Raw genomic sequence first — 14,457 nt, 5'->3', positions numbered from 1 at the left:
AAGATCTTCCTTCCATTTTTGCATGCTTTAAAGGTTTTTGGATTAAACAAATTGGGAGAATTTGCTATTAAAACATCTTTAAAGTAAACTAAAAAAAGCGTGACAGCCTGTTAATAATTAGTTAAGTAAAGATTTGGGTTAGGGAACTGCTATAAATGTATATTATATTTTTGAGCCAACATGCTTTTCATTCTTTGAGTATATTCAACGCTTAAACGAAAGACAATATTGTTTAACATACCATAAAGAGGCTTATTGTGGACTGCGTGTGATTTCTTTTTTATTTTTCCTGTTGAAGTTTTTCGCGTTTTCATATCTGTAAACCGCAATTCTAATGGATGCGTATAAGTACCTACATTATCATTAACAGTAAACCCTCTTTCTGAATAAAAATCGGAAGTTTTGAAACCTCTTGAAGACATAAGACTTGTTTGTCTTTGATCAAGCTCTTGAAGTTCTTCACGTAGAACTTCTGAAATAAAACGTTGCTCTAGGAGATCTTGAGGATTGTATTTACTTCGTGAGTCTAGAACGTCCAATTTATTTTAGTTTTAAATAACCAGCATCGAACAACACTTTTAGTTTTTGTTCAATTCTATTTCGGTTTCGTAAATTATAAACTTTGTTTTTATCTAACCCTAATTCAGATTTTAAAGATGAGGATTTAAATATTTCTTCTAAAGCATTGTCTATGTCAGATTCTTTCATTTTAATTGTTTGTTGGTCGCACAATGTACGACTTTATACAAACATATCAAAATCTAGCATAATTTTCCAACCATTACAGCTGCTTAAATTCCAAACAGGTACTAATTTTATATTTTGAGTATTTAAAAACCTAAGCTCAGTACATCCTTCACGACTAGAATTTAATATATATTCTAAAATTTTTTCAATAACCAAATACGTTTCTTCAAAAATATCTAAGAATTCTTCATGGTTGATTTCTGAAAACGTTGTTTTCTTTAAAACCATGAGCTGAGTAATATTAGTTAGTTTAAATTCGTCTGCATTTAACCCTTTTCCTCCAAAGTCTGGCATAATACCTACTAATAATAAATTATTGTCTGACTGATGCGCTTCTAAATACTTCGTTAAGGCCGATTTATCTATTAATAAGCGTTGGCTATTAATTTCTGAAAACTCTTGTTTAAGCCCTGCCAAATAGCTTCTGAACCAATTGATTTTTCCCATAATAATTAGTTTTCTTGTTTAGCTTTAATCTCTGCTGCTTTTGCTTCTGCTAAAGCATCTAAATCACGTTTACGTATATCGTAAAGCCTTAAAAGCACTTCCCATAGGTTTTCTTTACGTAAATCGCTTAGTGTTCCAAATACACCACTTTCTGCTATCTGAAACGCCAAACTTTTAAAACCTAATCCTGGTATATCGCTTTTATGTTCTTTTTCATCTGGTTGTGATTCAAATAGTATAGATAAATCTATTACCTTGTTTTCCCATAACACTCTTGAAGATGACACATATTCTTGAAAAGCTCCAAAGAATAAAAAGAAACCATAAACTTGGCCAAAATCGACATGATTTTTAAAAAGGGTAATCCTTTTTTCTGTCTGATGTTTGTTGTAAATCTCATTCTTTTTTAAATAAAAAGTAGCCATAAGCATATATAAATACTTTTTATCCTTTGCTCGAAAATACATTTGAAATAAATTTAAACCGTCTTCATATTGTCCGAACGATACATTCATAAACCTTGCTTGTGGTCCTAAATATTTCTTTAAAACAGGTCTCACATAAGGCGTATGATTTATAACAAAATCTTGCTTTATAGCTAAGTCTCCATCTTCAGTTTTATTAAAAAAAGTATCTATTAATTCTGATATTTGATACAAATTAGCATAAAAATCAAGATCTTCATTTTTATTAGAAGCCTTTTGTTTTTGATCTATTTCAATGTTTAAGATTGAACATATTGCTTGTACTCTAAACTCTTCATAATTATAATATCCTGTTTGCCATAAATACAGCAAATTAACCACGCTCTTATATTCGTCTTTATTACAATGAGCGAGTTCTTTTGGTACAAACCTAGTTATGTTGTTGTCTGGTATATAAATGCTATGGTGAGTGGCGGTTTCCATTATTTAAAAAGGTCGGTATAACTTAAATTTAAATTATTCATTCGTTCTTCAAATTTTGTAGTTACAGCTATTCGCACCTCTTCTTTGTTTTTATAATCTTTAGGGATATATTTTGAATTTGCATCTATACCAAAAAAATCTTTTAGGAAAGAGTTTACATCTTTTCTTAAAGCTTTTCTTGCGCTTAACTGTTTTTTGAAAGCGCCTTGCATTTTAACATAAGCTTTCGCGATAATAAATCTGCGCTTAATTTTTTTAAAAAAATTAATAATCCATTTTATTAGTTTCATTTATATATTTAGTTTAAGTTGATACGAAATTGTCATTTTTATTAAACCCATAAGGATCCTCTGATTCTGTTTCTGATGTTTCTACTACAGGAGGAGGAAACATAACCTTATAATGGTCTTCGATCTCTTTTAAAGATTTATTGCAATCTTCTAAAAATAGATTTGATACTTGATCTACTTCTAAAAACTGAGGTACTGAACGTCCTCGTATTGTTGCTCTATCACCTCTTACTGGTTGAAGAACCCCTTCAGGAAATAAGTTTATTTGTAAGCGTTTAATACCCCAAGACAAAGCATAATAACAACACGCGTCTTTTATTAGAGTTATCATTCTGGCTTCATTTAATGTTATAGCCTCTTGAGCTTCTCCGTCTGGTTCTTTAGCAAAATACAACACCTTAGCTTTAAGACTCTCAAACACAGTAGATCCTATTCTAGAAAGAATATTACGGTTTTCGCACATCTCTAGTCCTGGTCTTAATTTTAAGAAAAGGAGTGATGATGATAATTGATATCTAGGCTCATAGTCTTTTAAGTTACGCACAAAAAGTTTATGTGACGCTTTAAATGCATCAGAATCTTTCCATGTATCGCTATTTTGATCTAAATAATTAAGCAATCTATCTGCAGCTTTAAATGAGCGTCTTTGAAGGACATCATCGCTTCTTACGATCATGTGTTCAAACGGTGTCTTTTCGTCTCCAGAAGAACGCATACGCCTTCCGTTTGGAGTATGAGCCAAGTCGTTTGATGGCGCAAACATAGCATATGACATAGTAGCTAATGCATATCGAAATATTTCTGTCATGTCTTCATCCTGATATGGTGTTGATGCGTCTTCTGCTCCTTCAATATTTAACTCTGTATTAGCAATTAAACTATCGTAAGTCGATTTTCCTATAAGATCTATTAGCTCTTGTGCAGCATTACGTAAATCTGGTTTAATTTTGCGTAGTGGGATGTCTGCATCTGTGAAACCTAGAGCTTCTTTATATTGCTTTTGAAATTCTGTGCTATTCGTGCTAAAAGGATATTTCATTACTCTTGGTTTTTAATTCTTTTACTACTGGTTACGTCCTCCTCTTTTTGTGGCGGTAAATGATAAAAGCCTAATTTTAATTCTTTTTCTGGAAAGTTAATTTTAAGCGCATAGTTTACTGCTTTCATTACAATAGCCTCTGGAATGTCTATACCTGTTAACAAGTAGTTTTTTAATGCGTAAAGCTGTTCGCTTCCTGAATCTGCTCTTCCTGATTCTCCTGCGCCTCCTAATGCTGGATGCATACCTACACCTGCCGCTACCATTCTATTAGCCTGATTACTTATTGTAATTTGTGCTGTTACAAAATCTTTAATGTTTTGTTTGATTTCTTTAATTTCCCAGCCTTCTTCAAAAATCTTATGACCTTCAATAGTTACATATTTAATTGAATGCCAAAACTTTCCTGTGTTCTCTGCTCCTGATAACACTTTTGAGATTTCTCTTAGATAATTCTTTTTATAATCTAATAATTGCTTATCTGTATATGGTTTTGAAGTAGTCGCTTTCTTTTCTAATTCTTCTTTTGCTTTATCCCAAAACTTAGCTGGTGAAATTACATGGTATTTTAAATTTATGCTGTTTTTGGAAAGCGCTTTTAATATAATTGGAATTGCTGTAGATCGACGAATCCATTCTAATGAACCATATAAGTCTGGTACAGTATAATAGTCTGAGCAAAAACTATATTTGTTGCTATATAAAATAGCGTTTCTATGCTCGAAGGGCTTTTGAAAATCGAATAACGCATATACATCGTAATCTGTAACACTGGCTACACGCTTAAAGTTCCAGTCTGTTACTATGCAGTATTTTGGTTTATATGAACGTGCACCTATGTCTGTGGCTAATCTTCCTTCTCCTGGTGATACGTGTTCTAATTTAGCTATAGATGGTTTACCAACTCTTGCGCCTTTAGCTAAATAGAATTTAGTATAGCAGGCTTGGATATAAGAGTAGTCTTCTTTTATTTTTTCTAAATAATCTATATAACCCCAACTTTCCAACCACGTTTGCACACGTTTATCCTGAACCCATGTTCTTACTAAATTATTATCAACTAATTCTTCTTTATATAATTGAGGTCCTTTACCCCAAAGTAATTGACCTTTTTTTGTTAAAATGCCTGGTGATATAGAGTTGTTCTGGATTACATCTTTAATAACTTTATCTAAGTCATTATTTGTGCCAAAAGGAAAGACTCTATAATTGTCTATTTGATATTCTTGATTTGTCCAATCTAGGGTGTCTTGAACAGTTTTGTATTTATCAAACTCTCTTGGATTTTCTGCTGTCTCAAATGTAAATGCCACATCGTCCACATTTACAATAGCATTCTGATTATAAAATTCTATTTCATTCATCTATATCTATATTATTAAACCTCAAAAGAAGCGGTATATAAAATGTTTTATTCTCTGATGTATCTAGGTTTACATAGCCTATTAGGCTCCTGGCCTTATCACTATACTGCTCATTCAAACCTGTTCTTAGTAGACACTTGCGCACATGTCTAACACCTTTAGACTCTTCCTTAGTTGTATTACATGTAAGGAAAGTAATTGAAAAAGGAATATTATTCTTAGATAACTCTCTCATTCGTTTAACAGCCTCGTATACTTTCATAGTGCAATAATAATAATGGTTGGCGCTTATTGTTGTGACACGACAACACCGTGTCTGCTCTATAGCATACATTATGTTGTTACATAATGATATATAGTATATGGTTGCTTTCAGCGAGTTAACTTGTTGGATGCAAGTGTCAACGTCATATATCTAAGGTTTAAAGCGTGTGTAATTGCATATACAGTTCTCAGCGGGACGGAGTGAAATCTTTTACACGCTTTTAACCATGATTTTTAATCTAGGTTAAAACGCTATAAACGTGATATTTATATTTTTTTTTGTTTTTATTTTCTCAATATTCTGATATTTTTTTTTAAAAACTTGTCCTATTTAGAGAGATTTTAAATAAAAGAAAAAACAACAAATAAATGTTTTAAAGTCGTAATAATTACGACTTTTTTTTGTATATTTATATAAGTTAATTAATTAAAAATCATACACTTATGACAACAAAAACGAAAGACGCAACAACGTCTAAAAATGTAAAAAAAACAGTTGCACCAAAAAAAGCAACTCAACAAACAAACGGAGCAACTTTAAAAAAAGAACCTGTTGTAAAATTAGATGTTGCAAAAGCCACCGTTAAAGAGATTTTAAAACCAACTGCAAAAGGTCGACTAAACAGACTTGAAACGTTAAATATTTTAGCGGATAAGTTTAACGCAGTTAGCGGAAAATATGACGAATTAACGCATTTCATGGCAGGAAATGACACCACTAACGCACAAATGAAATTCTCAAGCGCAAGCAATTACAGTTTTACGCTTCGCAATCCTGCTATTATAGATAAAATTTTAGGTTTTGTCGAAACTGAATTTGCTCAAATAGTAGAGAAAGCCGAAAAAGAAGTTTTAAACTTTCAAGTTTAAAAAAAGCTAACAACGATAAAAGCCTACTATTTGCGGTAGTAGGCTTTTTTAAAATTTATGACTTATGACAACACAAGCCAACAACAAAAACAAAAGTAATTCTTTTAAAATTAGTGAGCAAGTTAAAAGCATCTTACATAATAGAGGGCTTTCAAAAGTTTTTAATTATAACGATTATAATTATTTTAAAGAATTATGTAAAAGCGCATTTAATAAAGCGCAAGCCATAGCAGATAAATTCACAGAAGAACACGAGCAAGAAAGCGAGTTAAACGAATATATTTTTTAAGATGAATTTATCCAGACCTTACAAAACAAATGTTAATAAAATAACGCTATTTAGAGAGCCTTCAACCATTGAAAAAACTAAAATTAGTTGTAGTCGAGATATAGAAGCTTTTAGCCGTCAAATGTATGGTAATACCATTTCTATTTTAGAGGATTTTTATATAGTATGCTTAAACAATTCTAATATTATTGAGGATTTCGTACACATTAGTAGAGGAGGTATAACAGGCACTTTAGTAGATATTAGAATACTTGCTAAAATCGCTTTAGAATCGCTTTCAGTAGGCGTTATTTTAGTTCACAACCACCCAAGCGGAACACTTATCCCAAGCCAAGCAGACAAAAACTTAACGCAGAAAGTTAAAAAAGCTTTAGGTTATTTCGATATAAAAATTTTAGACCATCTCATTTTAACCGAAAACAGTTATTTCAGTTTTGCAGATGAAAACATTCTATAAAAATTTATCAATTATGACAACAACAACAACAACAATACACGAAGCAATGCAAAATTGCACCACTAAAGACCAAAAAAAACAGTTGCTAAAATCTATTAGCATTGATGCTAAAGAGCAAATACAACTAGGAGCAACCGAAGAAGAAACCGTAAACGGTGTTTTAATTAGTTGGTTAACAAATAAAACGCACCAAGAATTTAACGGTTTTTGGCAATGGAAAAAACTCGGCTACAAAGTTAAAAAAGGCGAAAAAGCATTTTTTATATGGAGCAAAAAACGAAAAGCCAAAGACAAAGATAGCCAAGAAGATGACAAAGAATACAGTTTTTTTAGTCTGGCTTATTTATTTAGTAATGCACAAGTTGAACCACTAAAAAAAGAAGATGCTTAAAACACAAAACACGCCGCAACATTTGAGAGAGTTAAACTCTCTCTTTTCTTTCATAGCAAGAAGACACGACGCATCGCGCGTCTTCGACGATTTCCTAACCCTTGTCATTTGCTGTCTAGCCAGACAAACACAAGAGGAGTGGTATTTAGATACCATAAGGAAATACGACGAAGACGAAATAAATAATTTAACCAAAATGTTTGCAACACTTTTAATTATTTATGAAAAATCGCTACGCGATGAAGATTGGATAGATCCTCTAGGCGAATACTACGAGGAACTAGCAGGAAATTATAAAAAGCAAGGTTTTGGCCAATTCTTTACACCTAAGGGAATTTGCGATATGATGGCGCAGTTTACCATAAAGGAAAACGACTTTGGTAACCATATTAACGATTGTGCTGCAGGAAGTGGCAGAACCTTGCTAGCTGCAAATAAAATTTGTAAAGGAAATTATTATATAGCTCAAGACGTAGACCACGTATGCGTTAAAATGTGCTGTATTAATATGGCTATACATGGCCTAAAAGGAGAAGTGCACCACATGAACACCTTACAAAATAATAAGCCCTGGAATAGTTATATTATTAACCACGATTGGCATAAAACCAAAACACCATTTATCTATAAAACAAAAGCCGACAATTAGTCGGCTTTTTTGTTTCTCATTTTTATAAGTCCTTCACTAAACACATAATCATTATATGAAGTGTCAGGCTCTAGGAGTATAAACTTATATTTTTCTAGAACTGCTTTATATTCATCCAAATTAGACTCTATAAAATCTAAATCATGTGTGTCATACCAATTATTTTCATAAGCTAAAATAGCATCTTCTTTTTCCTGTAAATCCTGCAATAGCTCATAATTAATATTACATTTTTTATAGAATTCTTTCATTATAAAATCAAAAAATGTAGTAAGCTCATATCTAGGCTGTTTTCTTGCTAATTCTAACCATTGCTTACTCATAAACTCTAATTGTGCTTCTGTATATTCTGGTAATGTAATTGATGTCTTGTTCATTACTTATGAAATTTAGAAGTTATCGATTCCTTATACAGAGTGATTGATTACAATTTTTACCTATCATTTCAGAAACAGGTTTTTGGCATATTTTACAAAGATCAAGATTCATACATGTGTTCTCCTCATACTTCAACTCCCCTAAAATTAACAATCTGTTGATGGTCTTTAACTGCAAATTACAAGCTTCATAGGTTTTTAATTTTGTTTTAGCTTCCATAAAACCTAATCCAGACGCACTTAAAAAATCCATTATTTCATTTTCTGGAAACCCAGTAATCACGTGTAAAGAATAAACACTTTGTTCATGTGGTATTTCTTGCTCTGGAATAGGAGAGTTGCCTCTCAATTTACTTCCTGTTTCAACAAACTCACCTTTTATTATAGAACCGTTTTGAAACTCAATTTTATGGACATATTTAGAAGAATCATCAAGCGCTTCGGCAAATGCTAATTTTTCCTTAAAATTTAAAGGTCTATTAATTTCTATTTTATCACCATTTAAACTTAAATGAAATGGTTTTCCGGATTCACCTGCTAAATATTGTTTAGATAAACAAATAGCTTTTTCAATATGTTCATCTAACCAGTTAGGAATATTATCTAAACGAGGATAACCACTACAAAAAACTTTCCCTGAAATATGCTTGATAGCTACATTATAGCTTTTTCCGTGCTCTTTGTTTCTTTCTAGAACAAGACTGTTGTCTTTTAGTTTTTTAAAGTTTTCCTGAAGTAAGGCTTCTTCGTGATTCATAACTTTTCTTGGTTTACCCAAATATACAAAAAAAACCAATGGTTCAGCATTGGTTTTTGTATCGGTGACACGGATAAAACTAACATTCGTCAGTATTTACAAGCTAAAGATATAAAAAATTAATTAAACCCTTCTAAGCCTGTAGGTAGCCATTCTCTCGAATATTTAACAATGTTAACCCATTTTGGTCTATACAACAAGTACTTGCCAGCATCACTAAAGTTAGTACTTTGCATAGGTAGTTTTTTTAATGGCAAATCCTCACTTGTTTTGTCTTTATGAATACGATTACTACCTGTTCTAGTGTCTTTTTTAACTATAATTCGAGATAATTCTAAAGAACTCTTATATTCTCTACACTGGTATTCGTCTATTAACAGCTGTGGTAATCCTGGAACGTTTCCAGAAAGCAACTGCTTCATTAAAAAGAACTCGTCGTCATGGTAAATAGTAGCCTGCCCTAAGCTTTTTAAAGTCACTTTCCACCCTGTACTATGTCCATTTTTATCAAATTCAATATGTTTTTTTACTTCAGAAGCCCAATCTCTACCACTACTTTTGTATTGGTTTCCAGATCTGTCATAATACATATCTAACCGCTTGTTAACGTGAGGACCAAAAAAGGTTACAAAGGCTTCGCCTAGTTCTTTCGAACTTTTTGGAACTAACGTGTGTAAACCTTTCGCAATTCTATATTTAGAACCATGGTCTTGGCCTATAAGCATAGAAATCATTCTACCAAAATCTACACCACATTCTAATGGTGCATGCGGATCTACATAGCGCAACATTTCGCTTGTAAATGGTGCTGCATCTTTAATACCTGTTTGCTGTACTACTTCATTAAGAATACCATCGCTATAAAAATGCTGAGAACCTAAACCAGAATAGAACTTTTCGCCATCTTCTAAAGCAGATTTAAACGAAAGCACACTTTGCTTAAACTCTTCCCACCCTAAATTTTCAAGTTGATCAAAAATATAGTCTGGAGTTAAAATATCTAAATTCACTAAACTAGAAACAACCATAAAAAAAGTGGTATGTTTTCTAGCAGTGTACCAGCGTATCATCCAACGCTCGCGCTGTTTTATTAGTTTTTTAAGAGCAGATTTATTTCGTTTATCGTAAGCGTGTTTAATTTTAAGATTAATCTCATTTAAAATGCAACCTGCTTGAAACGCTATTTTAACACGCTCTAAATCCATGTTTTCACGCGTTTCCATAATCCAGTCATGGTTCTTTTTACTAATATTTGGTAAATCTGTAGTAAAAGTGGTCCCACGCCATAAAGGAGAATGCTTTACCTTGCTATGCCCACGAAGCGCAGGAATAATAATGTCTAACACTTTCTTGTCAAAATACTTGACTTCATCACCAAATAAATGCTGAATAGAATCACCTGCTAAACCTGAAGGTTGATCAAGCGAGCCTAATTTAAAAATACAACCATTGTAAATGGATATCGTATTTTTATACCGAATGATTGGAGTATATGGAAGATCAAAATGCGCAGGAGGCCGTTCGTCTATGACAAAATGCTTCCCTTCAATCCAGCCTTTGTATTCGCGCCAACCCTCTACGAGTTTTGGTATAACTTTATCTTTGGCATTTACAAACGTATCTGCAGCAAAGCCAAAAACGCTCCTAGGCATTTCGTAAACACAGTCCATAGACCTGTCTGCTAAAATATCTGTAGTCTTGGTAGTTCCGCGACCTGCAATAATTCGTAAATGCTGAGGCGCTGTTAAATCAATAATTTGTTTAACAGGATTTCCATATCTATATTCTACATTAGAATCATTCTTCATTATGGCGAGGATCTTCGTATGGTTCTAAAAAAGCTTTAAACGGAAGCTCTCCAGCTTCACGTTTTAAAATATCTTTTTCAAGCTCTGTAAGGTCTGTTAGTCTATCAATAAAAGCAGCAACCTCACGCCTGTCTGCTTTTGGTATTCCAACTTTTTCAGGATCCATCGTGTAAAGCTTAAATGGTCTGTCAAACAAGCCTTCTGGAAAGTCTTCTAAGTCAGGCTGGTCTAATTGACGCAGTTTACCCATTTCAAAAATCATTTTAGCCACTTTAGAAGCGTCTGAGGTGTCTTTCATGGCTCCAATAGCAAAAGACACAACCTTTTCCATTTGCTCTGCGTAAACGTTGCGCCAGGCGGCTTTACTTATAGTTGTGTCGCAATAGAAGTATTCTACTGCTTGATTGTAGAGTTTTGTAGCAAAGTACCTGGAGTATTTGTCTACTTTCATTAAATGATTTACAATAGCATCTTTACTCGCGTACTTGTCAATACGAAGCATCATACCTCGTACTTTCTCCATGAGCAACATGTATTCCATAGTGTCGCTAGTTTCCTCTCCAGGAACGCCATTCTCTATAAAATCATAGATTTCATCTAAACTAATATCTCGTAAATCATTCGCCATAAAATATCTGTGCTTTTAGGTTTTCAATACGCTTATCCTCAGCGCTTTTTTTGTAAATCTGTGCTGCAGTAATATTTCCGGACTTGGCATTTTGTGCCAATTTATCGTCAATCTCAAATTGTGCTTTTAATCTACCTTTTTGTATAGCAGTCCAGATTGCAGAATCTTCTGTGGTCGCTTCTTTTATAAAGGCAGATTTTTTCATACCAACATAAAGCGCCATGTCTTTAAAAGAATAGTTTACTGCAGACAAACGTTCTACGGTTTCTGCAAGTGTTAGCTCTTGAAGCTCTTCGCTTTTTGTTGGATTATCTTTTGTCATTGTTCTGAATTAATTACCATTCGATAATAAGACAGTTAGTTATTACACCATCCCAATCGCCTCTGTAAACTTTAAATCCATCTTCAATTAATTGAAGTCTAATTTTTTCACTAACATATACGAAGTGGGGAATAAAGCATTTAAACTCACTTCTACTATTAGCTTCGCTTATTAGTTTGTAAATGTTTTCTAGAGCTTCTGATGTTTTTTTTAATTCACATGCTTTCATAATTTCTAAAGTTTTAAAGTTTAATAATTTCTCCATTAATAGCTTTGTGCCTAATTTGCACATCTGTAAATAGTTTTTCGCGAAACGCAAATAACTTTGCGCAATTCGCAAATGTGTATTGTTCGTAATACGCATTATCGCTCCAGTTTCCTGAACCTTCAATCACATAATGTGCTTCTTTTGTTTCGATAAGGCATACTTTAGCATGAACCCAAGCAAATAACACATTTATATTAGCATACTCTCTGTTTACAGACGCTAGCAAGTCTGTAATTACAGGATTACGCCTAAGCATGGTATCGCTAACTAAAAGCGTTATTCTATCCACCAAACCGTTTCTATGAAGCTCCACTAATGCATTTATAACACGTTTATTAATACTGTAGGTTGTGGCCATTAAATGTTTAGCTGTTTGATGCTCTAACACAACCGGAATAAACGTAAAGGCATTAAAGGAGTTATCGCTCTGTAAAAAAAAGAACTCTTCACTTTCTGGTAAACGCTTAATGTCTTTTTTTACCGAAGCTACTTTTTGGTAATGTGCTGCTAAGTATTTTGAAACAAAACTTCCAGATGCAGATGTCTCAATGGCACGAGAAACATCGTTGTCTGGAAGCGTGAAAAATTTATTAGACATAGATTTAGCTTATTTTTTCTAAACGCGCATCTATTAATTCTAATTCATGTTTAAATTCATTTAGCTTTTTTTCAAAAGCATCTTTGTCTTCGCCTGCTTCCATTTTATCTAGTTTCTTAGAATCTCTAGAAATGTAAGAGCGAAGATTTTTTTGGCGTTTTGTAAGTTCTACAGTCGATAGTTTTCCAACTTTCTCGTTTAACATCTCGTCTGCAAAAATTGGGTGCTTCCCTAAAATTTCGCCGTGCTCATTATAGTAGTTCAGCTCGTCGTAGATCTCTAGGTTTAATTCGAAATTACCTATAGATTTCACGCCTAATTCATAAAGTTCTTCGTTTGAAGCGCCTAGCTCAATAAGTTTTTTAATTTCGTCTCTTGCGTCTAGATAAGCATAGTAAGCTGTACGCTTGTCTGCTACAAGAATTTTAAACTTATCTGGACAATCTGCATCGTTTAAAAACGGAAACTCCTCACGAAGCTTCAAATGTGTTTTTACTTCTTCTGGAGCGTTAACAAATAATTGTTTTACAGCTTCAGTAGCTTCTTTAAGTTTATTATTGTCAGAAGTTTTTAAAGCTTCTAAATAAGCAATTAAATCTACTTTCTTTTGAGATTCTGGACCTACTAAAAGCGCTTCTGAAACCGCTTTTGCTAATGGTTTTAATTCTGTGTTGTAATTTGCTTTTTGTAAATCAAGAGCGTTTAATTGAGCTTTTAATTCTTCAGATAGTTTTGGAGTATCGATGTCTTTAGCATTTACAGTAACAGTCTTTAGTTGTTTCTTTGTAGACAACAACTCACTGTCTTTAATGCCGCAAAGTTTTTTAATATCATATTCTAAAGCGTCTAAGTTTGTTTTAGAGAAACCTGCAGCATTAAAATAACGCTTTTGTCCTGGAGACACTTCATCTAGTTTTAAAAAAATAGAGAGGATGGCATTAAATTTAGCTTTAGGCGAATTATAAGAAGCAACAAGTATTGCTTTTACTTCGTTTTTTGTTGTAGTTTTCATACGTATGTATTTAAAATGTTTTTCTTAAGAGCTTACAATGTAATTGCAATTGCATTTACTAACTGTGACACGGTAAACAAAAAAGGCTCACATACTAGATGTGAGCCTTTTTACTATTAATCAGGGATTCTTTAATTAACTGCGGTTTCTCTCTATTAAATAAATAGTAGAACCACCATCAACCACTTCTAATGAAATAGTTGCGTTCTCTAGAGCTGTCCAAGCTGTGCCGTCTTTTAAAATTACGGTAGCTTCAGTTAAATCTCCTGCAGACAAGGTTGCAGGATCTGTACCACCAGAACCAATTAAAGTTACAACATCGCCATGAACTAAATCAAAATCTGATAAAGAAACAGCAGCTGTAGTATCTAAAGCTTCCACTTTATATTGGTACCCATTTGCTACTAACATATCAATAGATACATCTGTGGCTGTTGGTGCTGCATAAGGAATATTTCCTGTCCAGAACGAAGGAACAAAACGAGTACCTTGAATTTGTTCGAATGTGAACGTGTGTCCTGCGCCTTCTTTATCGTTTTTAAACGAGTTCTTTAAACGTAATGGCGAACACTTGGTCCCATAAATACGTTTAGTGTTGTCTGCACATGATCCATAAACAATAATAAGGTCTTCACCTAAATTGTTTTGGAAAAACTCATGCGCTTCTAATTCGTCTCCTGGATGCGTAGCTACAAATTTTTGCATAATTTGTTCTGCATCTACTTCACCTTCAGTTTCGTATGTAGGTTGCTGATTCACGCCTGTCATGTATATGTATATAGGTTTTTTACCTGATACCATGACAAAATCGCCAACAGAACGAACCCCTTTACTGTCTCTTAAAGGCCAAACTGCAATATCTCTACTTCTAAACACGCCTACGTTTGCGTCTTTAGGTTTTGCTGCTCCAGATCCTGGAGTTGTACTTTTATCTACATTTATAAATTCGTAAGACATAATCTTATGTTTTTT

At 33.2% G+C, this 14,457-nt stretch carries 21 protein-coding genes; 5 read left to right on the top strand and 16 right to left on the bottom strand.

What is annotated here, in order from left to right; translation table 11 throughout:
- Window positions 1–149: 149 nt before the first annotated feature.
- Genes ACFS5M_RS14110 through ACFS5M_RS14080 form a run of 7 tightly spaced genes read right to left on the bottom strand, consistent with a single transcriptional unit; the run spans window position 150 to window position 4,795 of the window.
- Entirely contained in the window at window positions 150–539 is a 390-nt protein-coding gene (locus tag ACFS5M_RS14110) for a hypothetical protein (protein WP_183490179.1), read from the bottom strand.
- A 1-nt stretch (window position 540) separates the two neighbouring features.
- The gene (locus ACFS5M_RS14105) at window positions 541–708 is read right to left on the bottom strand and encodes a hypothetical protein (RefSeq protein WP_183490176.1); all 168 of its coding nucleotides are present in this window, start codon (window positions 706–708) and stop codon (window positions 541–543) included.
- Between the two features lie 33 nt (window positions 709–741).
- Window positions 742–1,194, bottom strand: coding sequence for a hypothetical protein (locus tag ACFS5M_RS14100; RefSeq protein ID WP_183490173.1), 453 nt, complete (start codon window positions 1,192–1,194; stop codon window positions 742–744).
- Between the two features lie 5 nt (window positions 1,195–1,199).
- The gene (locus tag ACFS5M_RS14095) at window positions 1,200–2,102 is read right to left on the bottom strand and encodes a hypothetical protein (RefSeq protein WP_183490170.1); all 903 of its coding nucleotides are present in this window, start codon (window positions 2,100–2,102) and stop codon (window positions 1,200–1,202) included.
- Complete coding sequence (locus ACFS5M_RS14090) at window positions 2,102–2,392, bottom strand: hypothetical protein (protein ID WP_183490167.1); 291 nt, start codon at window positions 2,390–2,392, stop codon at window positions 2,102–2,104. The genes ACFS5M_RS14095 and ACFS5M_RS14090 overlap by 1 nt, the downstream gene beginning before the upstream one ends.
- Window positions 2,393–2,405: 13 nt before the next feature.
- The gene (locus tag ACFS5M_RS14085; RefSeq protein WP_183490164.1) at window positions 2,406–3,431 is read right to left on the bottom strand and encodes a DUF6712 family protein; all 1,026 of its coding nucleotides are present in this window, start codon (window positions 3,429–3,431) and stop codon (window positions 2,406–2,408) included.
- Window positions 3,431–4,795 carry a hypothetical protein gene (locus ACFS5M_RS14080; protein ID WP_183490161.1) on the bottom strand — a complete coding sequence of 455 codons (1,365 nt, stop codon included), beginning with the start codon at window positions 4,793–4,795 and terminating at the stop codon, window positions 3,431–3,433. The genes ACFS5M_RS14085 and ACFS5M_RS14080 overlap by 1 nt, the downstream gene beginning before the upstream one ends.
- A 708-nt stretch (window positions 4,796–5,503) precedes the next feature.
- Here ACFS5M_RS14080 and ACFS5M_RS14075 point away from each other — a divergent pair.
- From ACFS5M_RS14075 to ACFS5M_RS14055, 5 genes are all read left to right on the top strand, one after another.
- Window positions 5,504–5,929 carry a hypothetical protein gene (locus ACFS5M_RS14075; RefSeq protein ID WP_183490158.1) on the top strand — a complete coding sequence of 142 codons (426 nt, stop codon included), beginning with the start codon at window positions 5,504–5,506 and terminating at the stop codon, window positions 5,927–5,929.
- 64 nt (window positions 5,930–5,993) lie between these two features.
- Window positions 5,994–6,218 carry a hypothetical protein gene (locus ACFS5M_RS14070; protein ID WP_183490155.1) on the top strand — a complete coding sequence of 75 codons (225 nt, stop codon included), beginning with the start codon at window positions 5,994–5,996 and terminating at the stop codon, window positions 6,216–6,218.
- A 1-nt stretch (window position 6,219) separates the two neighbouring features.
- Window positions 6,220–6,675, top strand: a complete 456-nt coding sequence (locus ACFS5M_RS14065; RefSeq protein WP_183490153.1) for a JAB domain-containing protein — start codon at window positions 6,220–6,222, stop codon at window positions 6,673–6,675.
- Window positions 6,676–6,688: 13 nt separating this feature from the next.
- Window positions 6,689–7,066, top strand: a complete 378-nt coding sequence (locus tag ACFS5M_RS14060; RefSeq protein ID WP_183490150.1) for an ArdC-like ssDNA-binding domain-containing protein — start codon at window positions 6,689–6,691, stop codon at window positions 7,064–7,066.
- Entirely contained in the window at window positions 7,059–7,715 is a 657-nt protein-coding gene (locus tag ACFS5M_RS14055) for an N-6 DNA methylase (RefSeq protein WP_183490147.1), read from the top strand. The genes ACFS5M_RS14060 and ACFS5M_RS14055 overlap by 8 nt, the downstream gene beginning before the upstream one ends.
- On the opposite strand, the gene ACFS5M_RS14050 is transcribed toward ACFS5M_RS14055, so the two are convergent.
- The 9 genes from ACFS5M_RS14050 to ACFS5M_RS14010 form a co-directional block, all read right to left on the bottom strand.
- Window positions 7,712–8,092 carry a hypothetical protein gene (locus ACFS5M_RS14050; RefSeq protein ID WP_183490145.1) on the bottom strand — a complete coding sequence of 127 codons (381 nt, stop codon included), beginning with the start codon at window positions 8,090–8,092 and terminating at the stop codon, window positions 7,712–7,714. The genes ACFS5M_RS14055 and ACFS5M_RS14050 overlap by 4 nt on opposite strands.
- A 19-nt stretch (window positions 8,093–8,111) precedes the next feature.
- Window positions 8,112–8,849, bottom strand: a complete 738-nt coding sequence (locus ACFS5M_RS14045; RefSeq protein ID WP_183490142.1) for a hypothetical protein — start codon at window positions 8,847–8,849, stop codon at window positions 8,112–8,114.
- Window positions 8,850–8,968: 119 nt separating this feature from the next.
- Window positions 8,969–10,657 (bottom strand): hypothetical protein, encoded by a 1,689-nt coding sequence (locus tag ACFS5M_RS14040; protein WP_183490139.1) that lies wholly within the window; start codon window positions 10,655–10,657, stop codon window positions 8,969–8,971.
- Window positions 10,647–11,285, bottom strand: coding sequence for a hypothetical protein (locus ACFS5M_RS14035; protein WP_183490136.1), 639 nt, complete (start codon window positions 11,283–11,285; stop codon window positions 10,647–10,649). Before ACFS5M_RS14035 ends, ACFS5M_RS14040 begins: the two co-directional genes overlap by 11 nt.
- Window positions 11,275–11,607, bottom strand: a complete 333-nt coding sequence (locus ACFS5M_RS14030; protein ID WP_183490133.1) for a hypothetical protein — start codon at window positions 11,605–11,607, stop codon at window positions 11,275–11,277. The genes ACFS5M_RS14035 and ACFS5M_RS14030 overlap by 11 nt, the downstream gene beginning before the upstream one ends.
- 13 nt (window positions 11,608–11,620) lie before the next feature.
- Window positions 11,621–11,872, bottom strand: a complete 252-nt coding sequence (locus ACFS5M_RS14025; protein ID WP_183490130.1) for a hypothetical protein — start codon at window positions 11,870–11,872, stop codon at window positions 11,621–11,623.
- Window positions 11,850–12,473, bottom strand: coding sequence for a phospholipase D-like domain-containing protein (locus tag ACFS5M_RS14020; RefSeq protein ID WP_183490127.1), 624 nt, complete (start codon window positions 12,471–12,473; stop codon window positions 11,850–11,852). Before ACFS5M_RS14020 ends, ACFS5M_RS14025 begins: the two co-directional genes overlap by 23 nt.
- Window positions 12,474–12,477: 4 nt before the next feature.
- A complete protein-coding gene (locus ACFS5M_RS14015) occupies window positions 12,478–13,485 on the bottom strand; it encodes a hypothetical protein (RefSeq protein ID WP_183490124.1) in 1,008 nt (335 codons plus the stop codon).
- 135 nt (window positions 13,486–13,620) lie between these two features.
- Entirely contained in the window at window positions 13,621–14,442 is an 822-nt protein-coding gene (locus ACFS5M_RS14010; RefSeq protein WP_183490121.1) for a hypothetical protein, read from the bottom strand.
- Between the last annotated feature and the right edge of the window lie 15 nt (window positions 14,443–14,457).

This window comes from Lacinutrix iliipiscaria (genome assembly GCF_042686125.1).
GTDB classification, from domain to species: Bacteria; Bacteroidota; Bacteroidia; order Flavobacteriales; family Flavobacteriaceae; genus Oceanihabitans; species Oceanihabitans iliipiscarium.
The sequence above is the reverse complement of the archived record's forward strand: the minus strand, read 5'-3'. Positions and strand labels throughout refer to the sequence as shown.

Bases quoted from the DNA above. Each gene is read 5' to 3' on its own strand.
- ACFS5M_RS14100 (WP_183490173.1), bottom strand. From the start codon at position 1,194: ATGGGAAAAATCAATTGGTTCAGAAGCTATTTGGCAGGGCTTAAACAA.
- ACFS5M_RS14030 (WP_183490133.1), bottom strand. From the start codon at position 11,607: ATGACAAAAGATAATCCAACAAAAAGCGAAGAGCTTCAAGAGCTAACA.
- ACFS5M_RS14010 (WP_183490121.1), bottom strand. From the start codon at position 14,442: ATGTCTTACGAATTTATAAATGTAGATAAAAGTACAACTCCAGGATCT.
- ACFS5M_RS14050 (WP_183490145.1), bottom strand. From the start codon at position 8,092: ATGAACAAGACATCAATTACATTACCAGAATATACAGAAGCACAATTA.
- ACFS5M_RS14060 (WP_183490150.1), top strand. From the start codon at position 6,689: ATGACAACAACAACAACAACAATACACGAAGCAATGCAAAATTGCACC.
- ACFS5M_RS14105 (WP_183490176.1), bottom strand. From the start codon at position 708: ATGAAAGAATCTGACATAGACAATGCTTTAGAAGAAATATTTAAATCC.
- ACFS5M_RS14015 (WP_183490124.1), bottom strand. From the start codon at position 13,485: ATGAAAACTACAACAAAAAACGAAGTAAAAGCAATACTTGTTGCTTCT.
- ACFS5M_RS14040 (WP_183490139.1), bottom strand. From the start codon at position 10,657: ATGAAGAATGATTCTAATGTAGAATATAGATATGGAAATCCTGTTAAA.
- ACFS5M_RS14020 (WP_183490127.1), bottom strand. From the start codon at position 12,473: ATGTCTAATAAATTTTTCACGCTTCCAGACAACGATGTTTCTCGTGCC.
- ACFS5M_RS14070 (WP_183490155.1), top strand. From the start codon at position 5,994: ATGACAACACAAGCCAACAACAAAAACAAAAGTAATTCTTTTAAAATT.
- ACFS5M_RS14095 (WP_183490170.1), bottom strand. From the start codon at position 2,102: ATGGAAACCGCCACTCACCATAGCATTTATATACCAGACAACAACATA.
- ACFS5M_RS14075 (WP_183490158.1), top strand. From the start codon at position 5,504: ATGACAACAAAAACGAAAGACGCAACAACGTCTAAAAATGTAAAAAAA.
- ACFS5M_RS14065 (WP_183490153.1), top strand. From the start codon at position 6,220: ATGAATTTATCCAGACCTTACAAAACAAATGTTAATAAAATAACGCTA.
- ACFS5M_RS14035 (WP_183490136.1), bottom strand. From the start codon at position 11,285: ATGGCGAATGATTTACGAGATATTAGTTTAGATGAAATCTATGATTTT.
- ACFS5M_RS14085 (WP_183490164.1), bottom strand. From the start codon at position 3,431: ATGAAATATCCTTTTAGCACGAATAGCACAGAATTTCAAAAGCAATAT.
- ACFS5M_RS14080 (WP_183490161.1), bottom strand. From the start codon at position 4,795: ATGAATGAAATAGAATTTTATAATCAGAATGCTATTGTAAATGTGGAC.
- ACFS5M_RS14090 (WP_183490167.1), bottom strand. From the start codon at position 2,392: ATGAAACTAATAAAATGGATTATTAATTTTTTTAAAAAAATTAAGCGC.
- ACFS5M_RS14055 (WP_183490147.1), top strand. From the start codon at position 7,059: ATGCTTAAAACACAAAACACGCCGCAACATTTGAGAGAGTTAAACTCT.
- ACFS5M_RS14025 (WP_183490130.1), bottom strand. From the start codon at position 11,872: ATGGAGAAATTATTAAACTTTAAAACTTTAGAAATTATGAAAGCATGT.
- ACFS5M_RS14045 (WP_183490142.1), bottom strand. From the start codon at position 8,849: ATGAATCACGAAGAAGCCTTACTTCAGGAAAACTTTAAAAAACTAAAA.